Genomic DNA, 15,409 nt, shown 5'->3' on the forward strand with positions numbered 1-15,409 from the left:
AAATGTAGCCAACTTATCCAATAGATTTCATTGATGTATATCAATAAAACCAATTATTTCTATGAATAATATCATCCCATAAAAAAACTCCGAAAGTTTCGGAGTTTTGTATTTTAATTCTGATAGTAAGCGGTATATAATGCAGCACCTTTTAGCGCCGTGTGGTTTTGCTTGATCAAATAGATCGGAGTGTTTTTGAGCAGTCCTTCCATTTTATCACTGATCTTGAATTTATCATAGAATTTATCTTTATCGATATACTCCCTGATTGTTTGCGGAATATCTCCCGAGATCAGTAACCCTCCGGTTGCTTTAAGCTTCAGGACAAGGTTGTTTGCCTCTCTTGCAAGGAATTCAACAAAGGTATCCAAAGCAATTTTACAAATAAGAACATCTTCTTCTACGGCAGCTTTGTAAATTTCTTCTACAAAGTTCCCCTGAGCAAGACGTTCTGCTAGCCATTCAGGCTCCGGATGTCTTTTTACATCTCTCAGGAATCGGTAAATATTGAAGAGACCTGTTTTAGAAAGTACATTTTCCCAGCTCACAATACCATAGATATTGTTTAGGAACTGATAAAACTCAACTTCAACATTGGTTCTCGGTGAGAATTCGGAGTGCCCGCCTTCCGTTGCAAAAGGTCTCAGGTTCTTCCCGTCAAAGAAATAGCCGGCTTCACCCAGCCCGTTTCCGGGCGCCAGGATCGCTACATTTCCTTTTTCAAGATGTCCGCTGGTATAGATCGGATCCAGATCACTGTCCTCAAGAAGTGCCATCCCGTAGGCCGATGCTTCAAGGTCATTCAGCAAATCTCCTTTCTCAAACCCGAAATCTCTGGTATATTCTTCAATATCCAAGTCCCAGCCTAATCTTGCAGGACTACTTTTACCATCAATTACAGGACCGGGAACAGCCACCGTAAGCCTTTTTACATTGGCCAGCTGATTATCCTGAATGAATTTTCTTAATATGTCAGAAAATGAATTATAATCTTTGGTATTATATTCATTCTGAATTTTTACCTCAAGGCCTCCGTTAGCGGAAACAAAATAGCCTAAGATGGTAGTATCTTCACGGAGACTTGCACCAATGATCGTTACATTATCATTATTAGTGTTCTCTACTCCTGGTAAATAAAGCGGAAATTTTGGATTCAAAATCATAACCTCAAATTTTATCAAATATAATAATAGTTTTCGTAAATCCTGCAGGGAAGCAAAAAACCTTTTCATTTTCACGAAAAGGTTTGGCTAATAATTGTTTATATATAAATCTAACTACTTTCCTAATGGAATATTGTATCCGAATCCTACTCCGATGTTCCCCACATTGTAATCCTGACCGGCCAAATCACCTTTGTCACCTACAAAAACTTTCTGATACTGTACGAAGAAGTTCCAATCTCTGTTGTGGTAACCGATTTCCGGCTTGATATAGAAACCTCCGTCCGGTCTGTTTACAGAACTATTGGCAGCCACTTTGTCATCTCCAACAAGGAAACCGTATCCTAAATCCGTTCCAAAATAGAAACCGGTCTGCTTAGGATAAATTCTGATCAAAGCTCCTACAGGGATTACTCCTACATCATTATTATCATAACCATTGTTGCTTTTTCCAAAATAGTGGGTATATCCTGTTGCGATACCTAAACCAAATCCGGGAGTGATCAAATTCTGGTAAGAAACGTCTACACCTACAGCTGCAGAAAGATTATCTGCCGGAACTGCCAAACCAGCGTTTGCTCCTACCTTGATCATATTATTCATTTTTGAGCTCTGTGCACTTGCGATACCTGCTGTTAAAATACCAGCCAGTAATATTGCTTGTTTTACCATTTTCATAACTCTAATTTTAAATTTTACTAATGCAATAAGCTGTAAAAATCGTGCCAAGGAAAGCTTTTTCTTTGATTTTAACACTCAATCCTGTTGTAAAATAATGAATATCAATATGTTAATTTTTATTAAAATTTAAATGATTGTTTAAGTATATTCTTAATAAACACTAATATTACGGATTCTTAACCCTTATCATTTTAACCTTTTTCTTTCTCTCTCATCCAAAAATCAAATCTCTCACCATGCCTGATTCATTACTATATAATAAACACTTACTCTGGCGTGCCGGCTTTGGAATCGGAATCGACCAGATTGAGGATCTGAAAAACAAGAATGTGAAACTGCTGATCAGTGATTTGTTTACACAGAAAAACTTTACAGAAATTGGTTATGACACCCCTGATGCAGATGTTTCAGACTATACAATGGATAACAGGACACCGGCGGAAAAGAAAAAAGAGATGCAGCAGATGATCAGGCAGCAAAACAATGAGCTGAACCTGAATTTTCTGGAAAAAATGGTGAACGGTAAAGATCAGATGAGGGAAAAGATGGCGTTTTTCTGGCATGGCCATTTTGCTACCAGGATCAATAATTCAAAATTTAACAAACAGCTTCTCAATACCATAAGGAAAAATGCACTGGGAAATTTTAAAGATCTTCTTTTTGAGGTGAGCCAATCACCTGCCATGTTGAATTTCCTCAACAACCAGCAAAATAAGAAAGGTCATCCGAACGAAAATTTTGCCCGTGAAGTAATGGAATTGTTTACCATGGGAAGGGGAAATTACAGTGAAAAAGATATCAGGGAAGCAGCCAGAGCTTTTACAGGCTGGGGATATGATAAGGAAGGTTATTTTAAAGAAAGAACAAATCTTCATGATGCAGGTTCTAAAACATTTCTCGGAAAAACCGGAAATTTCACTGGAAGTGATGTTTTAAACATAATCCTTGAACAGAAGGCTACAGCAAGATTTATCACGGCAAAGATATACAGGTTCTTCGTTAATGAAAATGCAGACCGCACTATTGTGGAACAACTGAGTACAAATTTCTACAATTCCGGGTACGATATCCAAAAACTGATGACCGAAATTTTTTCCAGTTCGTGGTTTTATGACAAAAAAAATATCGGAAACCGGATCAAGTCTCCTATAGAACTGATGGCAGGAATGATGCGGATACTTCCTATGAATATTCAGAATCCGGAAAACCTCATCGTTTATCAGAAGCTGCTGGGACAAATGCTTCTCTATCCACCCAATGTAGCAGGCTGGCCAAGCGGCAGATCGTGGATAGACAGTTCAACCCTGATGCTTAGACTTCAGATTCCACAGATCTGGTCCGGATTGCGTCCTTTAGAATATAGTCCCAGACAGGACGATGATATTGATATGGGAATGAAATCCCGTGAAACTGCTTTCAACAAATCATTTAAGAACCCTAATATTACCATCGACTGGGGCAGACTGGAAAAAGTATTTGCTGACAAAAAGTGTGAAGATTATCTGATCCAGAATACCAAAACCCTTGATATGGATTCTGTAAAGAATTTTTCGGATAAAAGTATGAAGATGAATATTATTAATTTGATGTCTACACCGGAATACCAGTTAAGTTAGGATGTAGATGATAGGTTGCAGGTTGCAGATAATAACAGTTGCAGTTTAACCTTACAGCCTTTGATTTCATTGTTGCAACAGAATATGAATAAATAGATCAATCATAAACAAAATGCAGCCCAGTCCTGCAACCTAAAATCTGCCACCTGCCACCCTTAACCTAAAAACAATATTATGCTAATCAAAAGAAGAGAATTCCTTAAAGTAAGTTCATTAGCTGCCGCATCACTCATGATGCCCAATTTCCTGAAAGCAATGACACTGGACGACGCCCTGGAGCCGAATCAGAAAATTCTTGTGGTACTGCAGTTTACAGGGGGAAATGACGGGCTAAATACCATTATTCCTTCAAAAAATGATATTTATTTCAGGGAAAGGAACAGTATAGCGATCAAAGATTCTTTACAGTTGAATGATGAAACGGGGATTAATCCGGCACTGTCCTATTTTAAAGAACTTTTCGATAACGGTGAGCTTTCGGTGATGAATAATGTAGGTTATCCGGATCCTGATAAATCCCATTTCAGAAGTATGGATATCTGGCACTCCGCCAGCCGCAGTGATGAATTCCTGGAAACCGGATGGCTGGGACGTTTTCTTGATGAAGAATGCTACCGGTGCGAGCATCCAACACAGGCTCTGGAGGTTGACGATATGCTGAGCCTGGCACTGAAAGGGGAAAATAATAAAGCATTCGCTTTCAAAGATCCGAAAAGGCTTTACCAAACGAGCCAGGAGAAATACTTTAAATCGCTCTACGATCATCATCATGACGATGAAACCGTTTCCTATTTATATCAGACTTTAGGTTCTACTATTAATAATGCCGATTATATTTTCGAAAAAAGTAAGTCTAAAAAAACGGAACAGACCTACCCAAATTCTCAGCTGGGAAAGGATTTTAAAACCGTAGCTTCCCTGATTAAATCTGACATCAATACGCAGGTTTATTATCTTTCGGTAGGAAGTTTTGATACCCATGTGAATCAGAATGACAGGCAGAAAAAACTATTCAGCGATATTAATGAAGCAATAAAATCTTTTGTAACTGATCTGAAAAGCAATGGAATTTTTGAAAATGTACTGTTAATGACTTTTTCAGAATTTGGAAGGCGGGTTGCCCAAAATGTCAGCAACGGGACAGATCATGGTACAGCCAACCAAATGTTTTTTATAAGCGGCGGGCTTAAAAAGAAAGGGCTCCTGAACGCACTTCCTGATCTGCAAAAGCTGAATGAAGGCGACCTGATCTATACCGAAGATTTCAGAAAGGTTTATGCTACTGTTCTTAAAAACTGGCTTAAAGCGGATTCTTCCAAAGTGCTGGGCTGGAAGAACGGAGTCTATGATTTTATATAATTGGATCTAAATAAAACTGCCACTCTGATTATATTAATCAAAGTGACAGTTGATTAAATTTTACAGGTTTTTGCGCCTGTAAAATTTGGACATCGTAATGTTTTTTATTTATTTTGAAATCTCTCACAGATTTTACAGATGCGCAGATGTTTGCACTTTATTTTACTGTTTGAAGACTTTTGTGAAGCTGTCTTTTTCAAGAGTTTCCAGTGAGAAATCGAAATCAGCTTCTGCTTTTTCCGTTGTAATCTCAGCACCAAGCTCTTTTACAAGCTCGTTGAAAGACATGGCTTCATACCATTGCTGATACAATGCACTTGTTGCCATCATGGAAACCTGGTTATTTCCTGAAACATGAGAATGTCCGGCTCCGAAATTCAATAGTACGAAACATTGTTTTTCGTTTTTGGTGACCAGCATTCCCAGAATTGTTTGCTTCTGAACAGAGTTACATCTGGCTTCTGCAAAGAGATTGTCAGGATTCATCATATAGCTGTAGGAAATATCGTCTCCTTTTCCGATCACGATTTTATAACCGCAATTCGCATCTCCGCTGAAAACGTTATTCATAACAAGCGTTGGCATACACTGCCCTTTGTTGGCATAAAGATATTCAACGGCACCGTGAGGAGCGGAAGTTATATCTCCGGAATACATCAGTTGGCCGTCACCCTGATTATAAGCGGCATTCCAACCTATTTTTCCAGCGATATTCAGTCCTGAAAGATCGAGATCCCAGGCACCCCATTTATCTTCCCAATAAATACCTACAGCCAGTCTTTCGCCATAAAAACGGGTTCCGGTAGGAATATTTCCAACAAACATCTTTTCGGAAGTCGGTAATGCAAATTCTACATTCTCAGGGAAATAGAATTTCTTTCCGGATAAGTTTTCGTATTTCAGTTTCAGATAGTCCAGAATAAAATCATAGTTGAACTGATTCACATAAGTTTCCTTCCCTTTCTTCACCCACGATTTTCCGTTTCTCACTCTGTAAACAAAAGTATCCTGACCATACATTCTTGAATAACATGCTGACAATGCTTTGAACAACGCAAACGGTGTTGCATTTTCCAGCCAGTGCCAATCGCTGTTTTCCAGTAATGTATTTGTAGCGTCATTCAACGGATTTGAAATCAAAGGTTTATGATGTACTTTAGACAGCTTTGATATTTTATTGACTGCTTTTGGAGCTCTGTTTTTATAAGCGAGGAACAACGGTTTGAATCTGTTAAAAATTTCCGCCAGTCTTTCCATTCCGAAGCTTTCAAACAGATAGGCTGGATTGAATTTACTTTGCTTGATTAAATCAATCAGATCATCACTTTTAATCAAAAGCGTAGTACCGGTCGTTTTATAAATAACATAACGGAAAAACTCAACAGGATTTTCAGGATAGACATCGTACAGATCGGCAATTTTTATAACAGCTTCCTTATTTCTGATGTTTTCTTTTCCTGTAAAATCATATTCCAGCTCCGTATGCAAAATAGAAAGCAAATCATCAATAGTTTCTTCTTTTAAAGCAATTCCGGAACTCAAAAGAGACAGACACTTTTCCTTCATTTCTTCTGCAGTATAGGCTTTGATGACTTTAAAAACCAGTTTCGTATCCGGAACATTCAATATTTCAGCAGGAATATAGATTTCGCTCTGGAAATTGCTCCCATACGTTGAAATATAATGCTGGATCTGTTCAAAAAACAAATCGATTCTGGAAGTATTCTTTATTTTCGCCCAGGATTTATGAAAGGTTTTATTCAAATCATTTCCATTTAATTTTTCCTTTGCATAATAAGAGATGATCTCATTTTTTGCCCATAAAGCATCTGGCTGAATGATAAAACCGTCATTGGAAATAAATGGCTCTGCATTCGATTCCTTAGCTAATACCGCATTGAATAATTTTAGTGTTTTCATTGTTTTTAATTTTAAAAATAAGTGAGGAGTAAATTCATTAAAAGTGAAGGGTATAGGAACTCCTTTTACCTATAATTTATAAAAAGCGGGGAGTAATTTACCGAAAATACAGGAACTCCCTTTGCCTTATAATTTGTAAAAAGGCGGAAAGTAATTTTAACCTATAGGAACTTTCTTTGCCTTATTTTTTATTTTGAGGAGCAGACAGGACTCGAACCTGTGACACACAATTGGGATTCATAGGAACTTCATTTGCCTGCAGCGAAAAGTAATTTTGTTGCTCTACCATCTGAGCTACTGCCCCTGCCTTATGAAAAAAGTTTTCATTCACCTTACGGGCGTTTATACCTGTAAGGTTTGGTTATTAGTTCTTGTAAACCTTATAGGTTTTGAAAACCTATAAGGTTTGAATATTGTATTAATAATTATACTTTTCTGAATTTTTTCTTTTTCTTCCATGGAGCATTCTTCTGAACATCTCCGGCCATGATACACCCGTAAGGCATCACCTCATCCAGGACTTCGCAAAGTCCGTATTCTTCAATCTGCGCTCTTACGTTCTTAGCACTTTTATAAGCGCTTGGCAGTTCGGAAATATCAATTTCATTGGAGAAAAAACGGATATCCAGTCCTTCGGTTTCCTCATTAAAGATTTCCTCAGTCGTTTTATGAGCTAAAGATCTCTTATGCTGGCTTCTGCTGAAATTTCTTCCGGCCCCATGCGGTGCAAAACCTAAGTTTCTCTCATTAGTTTTTCCCTGAACGATCAAAACGGGTTCCGACATATTCAGTGGGATCAGTCTTGGTCCGGTGATATCCGGCATAAACTTGTCATCCAGCGGAGTGGCTCCTTTGGCATGATAGAACAAATCACCATCTCTGAAGACAAAATTATGCTCATTCCAGTATCTATCCTGTTTTTCTCTTCCCAACTTATTTAAAACCGCATCATGAATGTTCGAATGATTTTCCTTGGTCCATGCTCTTATTAACTGAAGCGCTTCCCAATAGGCTTGGCCTTCTTCCGTATCGAAAGGAATCCATGCATTCTCTTTTAATGTTTCAGGGGAAATTTCCTGTCTGAAACGGTTGGCTACTTTCATTCCTTTATCATAAAGGGCAGCACCCGGCGCTCTTGAACCGTGATGGGTCACCAGCATTGTATTTCCTGTATTTTTAGACTTTCCTACGAACAGGAAATGGTTTCCGTCTCCCTGGGTTCCCATATGAGAACGGGCAATGCTGATCAGTTTTTCATCATTTAAAAATTCATTTTCTCTGAATGCATCCATCAGTTCCTGAGACATCGGCATCTGCTCCCCTCTCGGTCTTCCTCCATATCCGAAATGCGTTACTGAATGGGCAGCATCCAATACTTCTTTAGGATCCGCATCACCAAAATCTGTCAGCATCACAGAACAGCAGATATCTGCGCTATGAAATCCAGGGTGAATGGCATTTTTGGCAACTACTACTCCACCTACAGGAATTAATCCTTCAGGTCCTGTAGGACAGGCATCAGGCATCAATGCTCCGGCGGTCAGTGTAGGAGTTTTCATCAGAACTTTCATTGTGTTGATCACTTTCTCTACATTATCGTTTTCACTTTCATGTTCAGCTCTGATATTGATGACAAAATCTTTGGCCGTTTCATGAAGGGGAATAATATCTGGCTGTCTGAACTGCTCAAGATATTCTCTGATCTGAGCTTCATCCATATTATTTTCATTAATAAATGTAATAGCATCTTTAAACCATTTACCTGGTCTGTATCCTAATTCAATTAAATTATTTCCGTTAAATTCCATTGTTCTTTCATTTTGATAGTGCAAAGTAAAAACACAAGTACGCAATAATCCTGCGCAGATAAAATTATTTTAATTATTTTTGTAAAAAAAGTGGAAAAGTGAAGAAACCTGAGGAAGAAAAGTTAAATATAGAGGTTAAAACCAGTATATTTATTTGATTTTCAATACAATTCGCTCTCTTCATTTTTATAGTCAATTATTTAAACTAAAAAAGTATGCTATTAGAACAATTAAAAAACAATCCTGAAGCGATTCAGTTCAAAGAGGTTATCAGTTATATTGATGAACATTTTGATTTTACTCCAACCTCATTTAAAAATGGAGATACAGTCAATGAAGCCGGTCAGAATAATGGTTCATGTAAGGTTTTCAGCTTCGCAAAACTTCAGGGACTTCCCAAAGAGCAGACTCTTCCCCTTTTCGGCGAATTTTACAGGGAAGATGTTTTAAAAAATCCTGACGGAGCGGATCACCAGAACATCAGAAACTTCATGAAATATGGATGGGACGGGATTTCTTTTGAAGGAGAAGCGTTGCAACAGAAGTAATTATAAGCCAATGGTGAATTTTGCTTCGCAAGTGAATTATCAGTTTTGAGAAAACTATTGATAAACCAAAAAATTGACTTGCGAAGCAAAAACTGACTTTTCACCATTGGCCACTCATCACTCACCATCCAAAACCAAAAGCCATGTCATCCAATAAAAATGCCCTGATCCGTTACAAAACATTAGACAAATGTCTTAAGAACAAGTACCGGAAGTATACGCTGGACGATCTTATCGATGCCTGCTCGGACGCCCTTTTTGAATTTGAAGGAAAGGAATCCTATGTCAGCAGGCGGACCGTACAGCTCGATCTGCAGAATATGCGCAGCGAAAAATTCGGGTATGAAGCCCCTATTGAAGTATATGACAGAAAATACTACCGCTACAGTGACCCTGAATACAGCATTCATAATATTTCTGTGAACGAAAGCGACCTGAAAGCAATGAATAACGCAGTTCAGATCCTTAAGCAGTTTAAAGATTTCTCTATGTTTAAAGAGATGAACGGGGTTATTCAGAAGCTGGAAGACTCCATCCATTCCACAGGGCAGAAATCCATCATTCACCTGGATAAAAATGAACAGCTGAAGGGTCTTGAACATATTGATATACTGTATGACAGCATTTCCAACAAAAAGGTCCTGAATATTCTGTACCGCAGTTTTACAGCCAGAGAATCCAGCAGCTACACCGTTCATCCGCAGCTTCTGAAGGAATTCAATAACAGATGGTTCCTGATCTGTCTGCATAAAGGCAAAATGTATAATCTGGCACTGGACAGAATGGAAAAGATCGATCTGAAGGAAGATACAGAATATATCGATAAAGACCTGGATGGGGATGAATACTTTAAAGATATTGTAGGCGTCACCGTTTCTGAAACTATGGCTCCCAGAAACGTTATTTTCTTTGTAGACCCATCGAATGCACCTTATGTAAAAACCAAACCGCTCCACAGAAGCCAGGAAATTGTAAGCGAAAATGAGGAAGGAACAGTATTTAAAATCCGCGTACAAATCAATTTTGAGCTGGAAAGGCTCCTGCTTGGCTTTGGAGAATGCCTGATTGTTCATCAGCCTCAAAAACTGAGACTGAAACTTCAGGATAAATTTAAAGCCGGATATAAAAATTATGAGAATTTAATTGTTCCGGATGACAACCGATCCGATTAGGTTAACTTTATAATAGTAAAAAATTATTCAGGTTCTTTAATCAACTCAACTTTAACCGGACTGAAATTCGTCGGATCACAATTCCCTCCCGTGGAGGGGTGGCGAAAATTCGTAAAATTTTTGACGGGGTGGTTAAAAATCCGACGAAACGGTTAAAAAAACAAAAACTCTTCTCCTTCCAAAACACCTTCCAACAGCTAGATTTTCAAAATGGCTTGGAAATTGTAGTAATCTGTTTATTAAAAAATCATACTATGAAATCAAGAATATTTAAAGCATTGATTGCCATTATAGCACCTATTGCGATAGAATACATCGTAAAAAAAATATCTGAGAAATTAGATAAAAAAGAAGAAGATAAGGGAAAAGGACCAAAGCAGATTACTGCTTAAAAGTAGAAGTAGTTAGAATTTAATTTTATTGAAAAGAGGCTGTCATTTATTGTACAGCCTCTTTTTTTTCAGGTTATACGTTCAGATTTTTCACTGAGAAATGGCCTTGATTATATTGAATAATTACTTTTTTTCCGTAATCGATCTGTATTTTGAATATATTTTCCAAAGGAAACTCAAGAATAGATTGCAGAATAAGCCTGATAACACCTCCATGGGTGATGATCAGTACTTTATCTGCCTGATTCTTTACCGTCAGCTCATTCCAGAAGCTCAGTACGCGGGCCTGCATTTCCAAAAGATTTTCACCACCGGAAGTTTTGGTATGGATAAAATCACTGTACCACGGACTGATTTCTTGATCAGGAATATCTGTCCACTTTTTCATTTCCCAATCTCCGAAATTCATTTCCTTTATCCTGTCGTCATTCTTATAATCTAGATTAAAATAATCAGCTAAAAGGGTACATCTTTGGGACGGACTCGATATGACAAGATCAAAATGTTCTTCAAGATGAAGCTTTTTAAAATCTTCAATATACATGTTCCTTAAAGGGATATCTGAAAAACCATAACATAGATTTTCCGGATTTTCTACAGCCGTATGACGGATCAGATGAATTTCCATACGATAATGGTTCCAAGGTAAAACAATACTTCACTCACCTGCTGTACAGATCCAAGGCAGTCTCCTGTATACCCTCCGATATGCTTTTTAAAATACCAGCCCATGCAGATCTTTCCGGAATATGCTAGCACAAAAGCAAAGATCAGCCTCCAGTCCGGTATCAGCAGAAAAGAAACCGCAACACTGATAAAGCTTATCAAAAGTGCTGTTTTGTCTAAAGGCTTATTGGCCAAAGGCTTTGATTTACTTACATCAATATCCGTCACATACCTGTGAGTGTAGATCATTGTCCCCGAGATAAATCTGCTCGCGGTATGTGCCAGAATGACAATGCCTAAGGTGTTGAGTAGATTGATATTTGCCAGAGCCTGGATACTGAAGAATTTCAGCGCAAACAGTAAAATAATTCCGACAGCACCGTATGCTCCTACCCTGCTGTCTTTCATAATGGTAAGGATCTTTTCTTTCCCATAGCCGCCTCCGAAACTGTCGCAGACATCCGTAAAGCCGTCTTCGTGGAAAGCACCGGTGAGTAAAACACTGGAAATCATCATCAGGATAATAGCAATATCCAGGTTGAACAGATGATAAGAAAGATACAGAACGCCGGCATTTACAAGCCCTACCAACAGGCCTATCCATGCAAAATACTTCTGTGATCTGTTCATTATCTCCTTGGAATACGGGACCTGAAAGGGTACCGGAATCCGGGTGAAAAACATTAGTGCGGTTGCAAAGTAAACGAGTTCGTTTTTTATAGCTTTCATTTAATCTTTATTTGAAACATGGGCATCTTCAAAGCTTGACATCTCATTCAGGAAATTAACGGCACTCTGAATCAGCGGATAGGCCAATGCACAGCCGGTTCCCTCTCCCAGACGAAGATTGAGATTAAGCAAGGCTTTTTGTCCCAGCAATTCAAGAAGCTTCTGATGGGCATTTTCATCACTGACATGGCAGAAAATACAGTTTTCCAGGATCTGAGGATTCTTTTTCCAAACTGCTGCAACAGCAATACTGGCTATAAACCCGTCCACCATGATCAGCATATTCTTCTGATAAGCTTCTTCCATTGCCCCCATCATCTGCACAATTTCATGCCCGCCCAAAGTCTGTGCAATTTCATCAGCAGTTACCAAATACGGATATCGGTCAATCACTTCCGACAAAATATGGAGCTTGTGCAAGAGCTGAACATCATCCAGTCCGGTTCCCCTGCCAATACAATCGGCTAGCGGAAGGTCAAACAGTTTACTCATCATCAATGAAGATGCAGAAGTATTTCCAATTCCCATTTCCCCGAAACCTATAATATTACAGCCTGATTCGGCAATTTCCGACACCACAGATCTCCCGTTTTCCAAAGCTTTGGAATATTCATCAAGGGTCATTGCAGGTTCTTCCAGCATATTACGGCTGGATTTCCTTACTTTTTTGCCAATCAGTTCCAAACCTGGGGGAAAATCGAAATTCACTCCGGCATCAACAATTTTTATGTTGATCCCATGCTGTCTGCAAAAAACATTGATTGCAGCTCCTCCTCCCAGAAAATTCATTACCATCTGATAGGTAACCTCCTGTGGATAAGCACTCACTCCCGAAGCGGCAATACCATGATCAGCAGCAAAGACAACCATATGGGGGTTTACTAGTTCCGGTGAAACAGTCTGCTGAACGATTCCTATTTTATAAGCCAGCTGCTCTAAAGATCCTAATGCTCCCAAAGGTTTTGTCTTGAAATCGATCTTGTGCTGTAATTCGTCTGCTAACATTGATGTGTCCGTCATTTTAATGGAATTGTGAAGTTGCAATATTAGTGAAATTAGGGCGTATTTTATTAGACACCAGATATGAGATTTCAGACAGCTGGCTTAATTCAAGCTTTTAAATACGAATCTTAAAACTCGAATCCTGAAACACACAACTCAAACCACAACGCAAAAAGACTGCGCAGCACTTGTTTTACTTTGCCTTAAAATTGAACAAAATGAGAACAAAAATAGTAGAGAAAATAAAGGAAATAGAGGAAACCCGTAACATAAAAGTTCTTTTGGCCGTGGAATCGGGAAGCAGAGCCTGGGGTTTTGCCTCTCCGGACAGTGATTATGATATACGCTTTATCTACCGTCACGAAAAAGACTGGTATCTTTCTCCCTGGGATAAGGATGAAACGATAGAATTTATGACTGAGGACGATCTGGACGGTTCAGGATGGGATCTCCGCAAGACTTTCCACCTGCTGCTGAAATCGAATGCTGCTTTACTGAGCTGGTTCTATTCTCCTATCATATATAAGGAAGACAAAAATTTTGTAGAACTTTTCAGGCCTTTGGCGGATGCCTGCTTTTCCCCGATAGCGGTTTCTTACCACTATCTGAGCATGAGCAAGAAATACCTGGAAGCCTGCAGAAGTGATGAAGTGAAACTGAAAAGTTATTTTTACTGCCTTAGAACAGCACTGACAGGAAAATGGATCATAGAAAAAGGTACAGTTCCGCCGGTTTTGTTCAGTGAACTGCTTATATTGGTTGATGATGATACCCGAAAAAAGATAGAAGATCTTATCGCTTTAAAGGCAACTAAAGGAGAATCCTATTACCACCCGAATGACTGGGAGCTTTTTGGATTTCTGGAAAGAACAGTTGCAGAAAACGAGGAAAAATCTAAAAATCTTGCAGGTGGAAAAGCAGATAAAGCTGAAATGGAAAAGGTTTTCAGGGAAATCATAAAATAAAAAATAATGAAAATATTTAATTTTTTAAGAAAAAAGAATACTCAGGTTCCTGCAGGGAAAATTACGGAACCTGACTTTTCCGATCATCCGTTCATCAAAAGATGTGAGTATCTGAAAGAAGAATACGGATTGATTGTTCCTGATATTTATAAAATATTTTTCACAAAATATAGAGTGGCTGAATCTAATTTTTATTACCGGGTTTTCTGGGAAGAACAGGATAATAGCTATGATGTGATATTTTATACAGAAGAATTTGTCCGGTATGTAATCAGAAGATTTCATGAGACATTTGGGGATCAGGCAGATTATAAACTGCTTCAGGAAATCCTTGAGGAGGGAGAATGTGAATTTGTCCGTAAAGAAAATAAGTTCAGGGCAGAACACATTGACCTGTCATTCCTGGATAGCTGCTATGAAGAACGTGGTAGAAACCAGGACGATCTCATGATTGTTCTTGATGTTTATTCTGACTGCGGAGGAGGAGAATGCTTAATTCTGACCAGCGACAAAAAAGGATATTCCGGAGGATACTACCATGGAATGAAAGAAAAAATAGTTTATAATGAAGTTACAATAAGCTACAGAATATTAAATCATTACCGTCTGGTGAGTGATTATATCTTAAATAAACAATTTAAATAAAAAATGAAAAATATAATAGCACTATCTCCCATGTATACGGAAGATAGCAACAATCTTAAAAAAGCATCTATCAATTCACCTTATGAACTAAACCGTTTCAATGCCAAATGGCATGTCCCCGAAGAATTCCGGGACGATGTTATTGCCGTTTATGGTGAAGATATTTATGCTGAAATCGTTTCTGACCAGTGTGGATTAACACTTATGAAACCTGATGACAACTGGCTTTCTATAGTTTCTGAAGAATTTACAAAACGTAAAATCTCTTACGGACAGTTGAAAGACTTTATTAATCAGGAAAATATTTTCATTAAATGTTCTGATTTTAAAAACTTCAAAGCAGGTGTTTATGAAAAAGTGACAGATATTAAAGGGTTTGATTCTCTGGATCTGAACAGCATGATCTTCACCTCAGAAGTTGTAGAATGGGAACTGGAGGTGAGATGTTTTGTACTAAACAAGGAAATAAAAACGTATTCTTCCTACTGGCGAAACAATGCCTTCGACACAGATTTCCTTTCTGAAGCTGAACAAAAAGATTTATTCGAATTGTTCAATAATTTCATTCAGCAATATTCTGAAACGATTCCCAAAGCTATTGTTCTCGATTTTGGAATCATCAAAGGAAAAGGCTGGGCCTTGATCGAAGCAAATCCCGCATGGTGTTCCGGATTGTATGCATGCGACGCAGAGAAAGCTTTGGAAGTAATTGTGAAAAGCTGCATAAAAAATTAGTAAAATTA

The 15,409-nt window shown here is 38.3% G+C and carries 15 protein-coding genes and 1 tRNA gene; 8 read left to right on the forward strand and 8 right to left on the reverse strand.

The features are described 5' to 3' along the window. Positions 1-113: 113 nt before the first annotated feature. Together BUB03_RS15000 and BUB03_RS15005 are read right to left on the reverse strand one after the other, a co-directional pair. Positions 114-1,163, reverse strand: coding sequence for a glucokinase (locus tag BUB03_RS15000; RefSeq protein ID WP_040996371.1), 1,050 nt, complete (start codon positions 1,161-1,163; stop codon positions 114-116). Between the two features lie 114 nt (positions 1,164-1,277). After that, positions 1,278-1,841 carry a membrane protein gene (locus BUB03_RS15005; protein WP_040995748.1) on the reverse strand — a complete coding sequence of 188 codons (564 nt, stop codon included), beginning with the start codon at positions 1,839-1,841 and terminating at the stop codon, positions 1,278-1,280. Between the two features lie 239 nt (positions 1,842-2,080). Here BUB03_RS15005 and BUB03_RS15010 point away from each other — a divergent pair, with 239 nt between their 5' ends. Beyond that, positions 2,081-3,460, forward strand: a complete 1,380-nt coding sequence (locus BUB03_RS15010; protein WP_073064631.1) for a DUF1800 domain-containing protein — start codon at positions 2,081-2,083, stop codon at positions 3,458-3,460. Between the two features lie 174 nt (positions 3,461-3,634). After that, the gene (locus tag BUB03_RS15015; RefSeq protein WP_073064634.1) at positions 3,635-4,819 is read left to right on the forward strand and encodes a DUF1501 domain-containing protein; all 1,185 of its coding nucleotides are present in this window, start codon (positions 3,635-3,637) and stop codon (positions 4,817-4,819) included. 162 nt (positions 4,820-4,981) lie between these two features. Here the strand turns inward: BUB03_RS15015 and BUB03_RS15020 are convergent, their stop codons facing one another. From BUB03_RS15020 to BUB03_RS22270, 3 genes are all read right to left on the reverse strand, one after another. Then, positions 4,982-6,739, reverse strand: coding sequence for a hypothetical protein (locus BUB03_RS15020; RefSeq protein ID WP_073064637.1), 1,758 nt, complete (start codon positions 6,737-6,739; stop codon positions 4,982-4,984). A gap of 196 nt (positions 6,740-6,935) precedes the next feature. Further along, positions 6,936-7,043, reverse strand: a tRNA-OTHER gene (locus tag BUB03_RS21925). A 121-nt stretch (positions 7,044-7,164) separates the two neighbouring features. After that, on the reverse strand, positions 7,165-7,965 hold the full coding sequence (locus BUB03_RS22270; RefSeq protein ID WP_394359167.1) for an RtcB family protein: 801 nt from the start codon (positions 7,963-7,965) through the stop codon (positions 7,165-7,167). A 797-nt stretch (positions 7,966-8,762) separates the two neighbouring features. Between BUB03_RS22270 and BUB03_RS15030 the strand changes: the two genes are divergently transcribed. The 3 genes from BUB03_RS15030 to BUB03_RS21930 all read left to right on the forward strand — a co-directional run bounded on the left by BUB03_RS15030 (position 8,763) and on the right by BUB03_RS21930 (position 10,659). Next, the gene (locus BUB03_RS15030; RefSeq protein ID WP_073064642.1) at positions 8,763-9,095 is read left to right on the forward strand and encodes a HopJ type III effector protein; all 333 of its coding nucleotides are present in this window, start codon (positions 8,763-8,765) and stop codon (positions 9,093-9,095) included. Positions 9,096-9,238: 143 nt separating this feature from the next. Next, complete coding sequence (locus tag BUB03_RS15035; protein WP_073064645.1) at positions 9,239-10,267, forward strand: helix-turn-helix transcriptional regulator; 1,029 nt, start codon at positions 9,239-9,241, stop codon at positions 10,265-10,267. A gap of 254 nt (positions 10,268-10,521) precedes the next feature. Next, positions 10,522-10,659, forward strand: a complete 138-nt coding sequence (locus BUB03_RS21930; RefSeq protein WP_165570718.1) for a hypothetical protein — start codon at positions 10,522-10,524, stop codon at positions 10,657-10,659. Between the two features lie 73 nt (positions 10,660-10,732). Here the strand turns inward: BUB03_RS21930 and cobC are convergent, their stop codons facing one another. The 3 genes from cobC to cobT are packed head-to-tail and all read right to left on the reverse strand — an operon-like array spanning position 10,733 to position 13,098. Beyond that, positions 10,733-11,287 (reverse strand): alpha-ribazole phosphatase, encoded by a 555-nt coding sequence (cobC, locus tag BUB03_RS15045; protein WP_073064648.1) that lies wholly within the window; start codon positions 11,285-11,287, stop codon positions 10,733-10,735. Then, the gene (locus tag BUB03_RS15050; RefSeq protein WP_083538951.1) at positions 11,272-12,054 is read right to left on the reverse strand and encodes an adenosylcobinamide-GDP ribazoletransferase; all 783 of its coding nucleotides are present in this window, start codon (positions 12,052-12,054) and stop codon (positions 11,272-11,274) included. Before BUB03_RS15050 ends, cobC begins: the two co-directional genes overlap by 16 nt. Further along, the gene (gene cobT, locus BUB03_RS15055; RefSeq protein WP_228417902.1) at positions 12,055-13,098 is read right to left on the reverse strand and encodes a nicotinate-nucleotide--dimethylbenzimidazole phosphoribosyltransferase; all 1,044 of its coding nucleotides are present in this window, start codon (positions 13,096-13,098) and stop codon (positions 12,055-12,057) included. Between the two features lie 176 nt (positions 13,099-13,274). Between cobT and BUB03_RS15060 the strand changes: the two genes are divergently transcribed. The 3 genes from BUB03_RS15060 to BUB03_RS15070 are packed head-to-tail and all read left to right on the forward strand — an operon-like array spanning position 13,275 to position 15,401. Beyond that, complete coding sequence (locus BUB03_RS15060) at positions 13,275-14,021, forward strand: nucleotidyltransferase domain-containing protein (RefSeq protein ID WP_073064653.1); 747 nt, start codon at positions 13,275-13,277, stop codon at positions 14,019-14,021. A 6-nt stretch (positions 14,022-14,027) separates the two neighbouring features. Then, the gene (locus tag BUB03_RS15065; RefSeq protein ID WP_073064656.1) at positions 14,028-14,666 is read left to right on the forward strand and encodes a hypothetical protein; all 639 of its coding nucleotides are present in this window, start codon (positions 14,028-14,030) and stop codon (positions 14,664-14,666) included. Positions 14,667-14,669: 3 nt separating this feature from the next. Next, positions 14,670-15,401, forward strand: coding sequence for an ATP-grasp domain-containing protein (locus BUB03_RS15070; RefSeq protein WP_083538953.1), 732 nt, complete (start codon positions 14,670-14,672; stop codon positions 15,399-15,401). The last annotated feature ends 8 nt before the right edge of the window (positions 15,402-15,409 follow it).

Origin of the sequence: Chryseobacterium oranimense, from assembly GCF_900129755.1 — a bacterium.
Lineage (GTDB): Bacteria > Bacteroidota > Bacteroidia > Flavobacteriales > Weeksellaceae > Chryseobacterium > Chryseobacterium oranimense.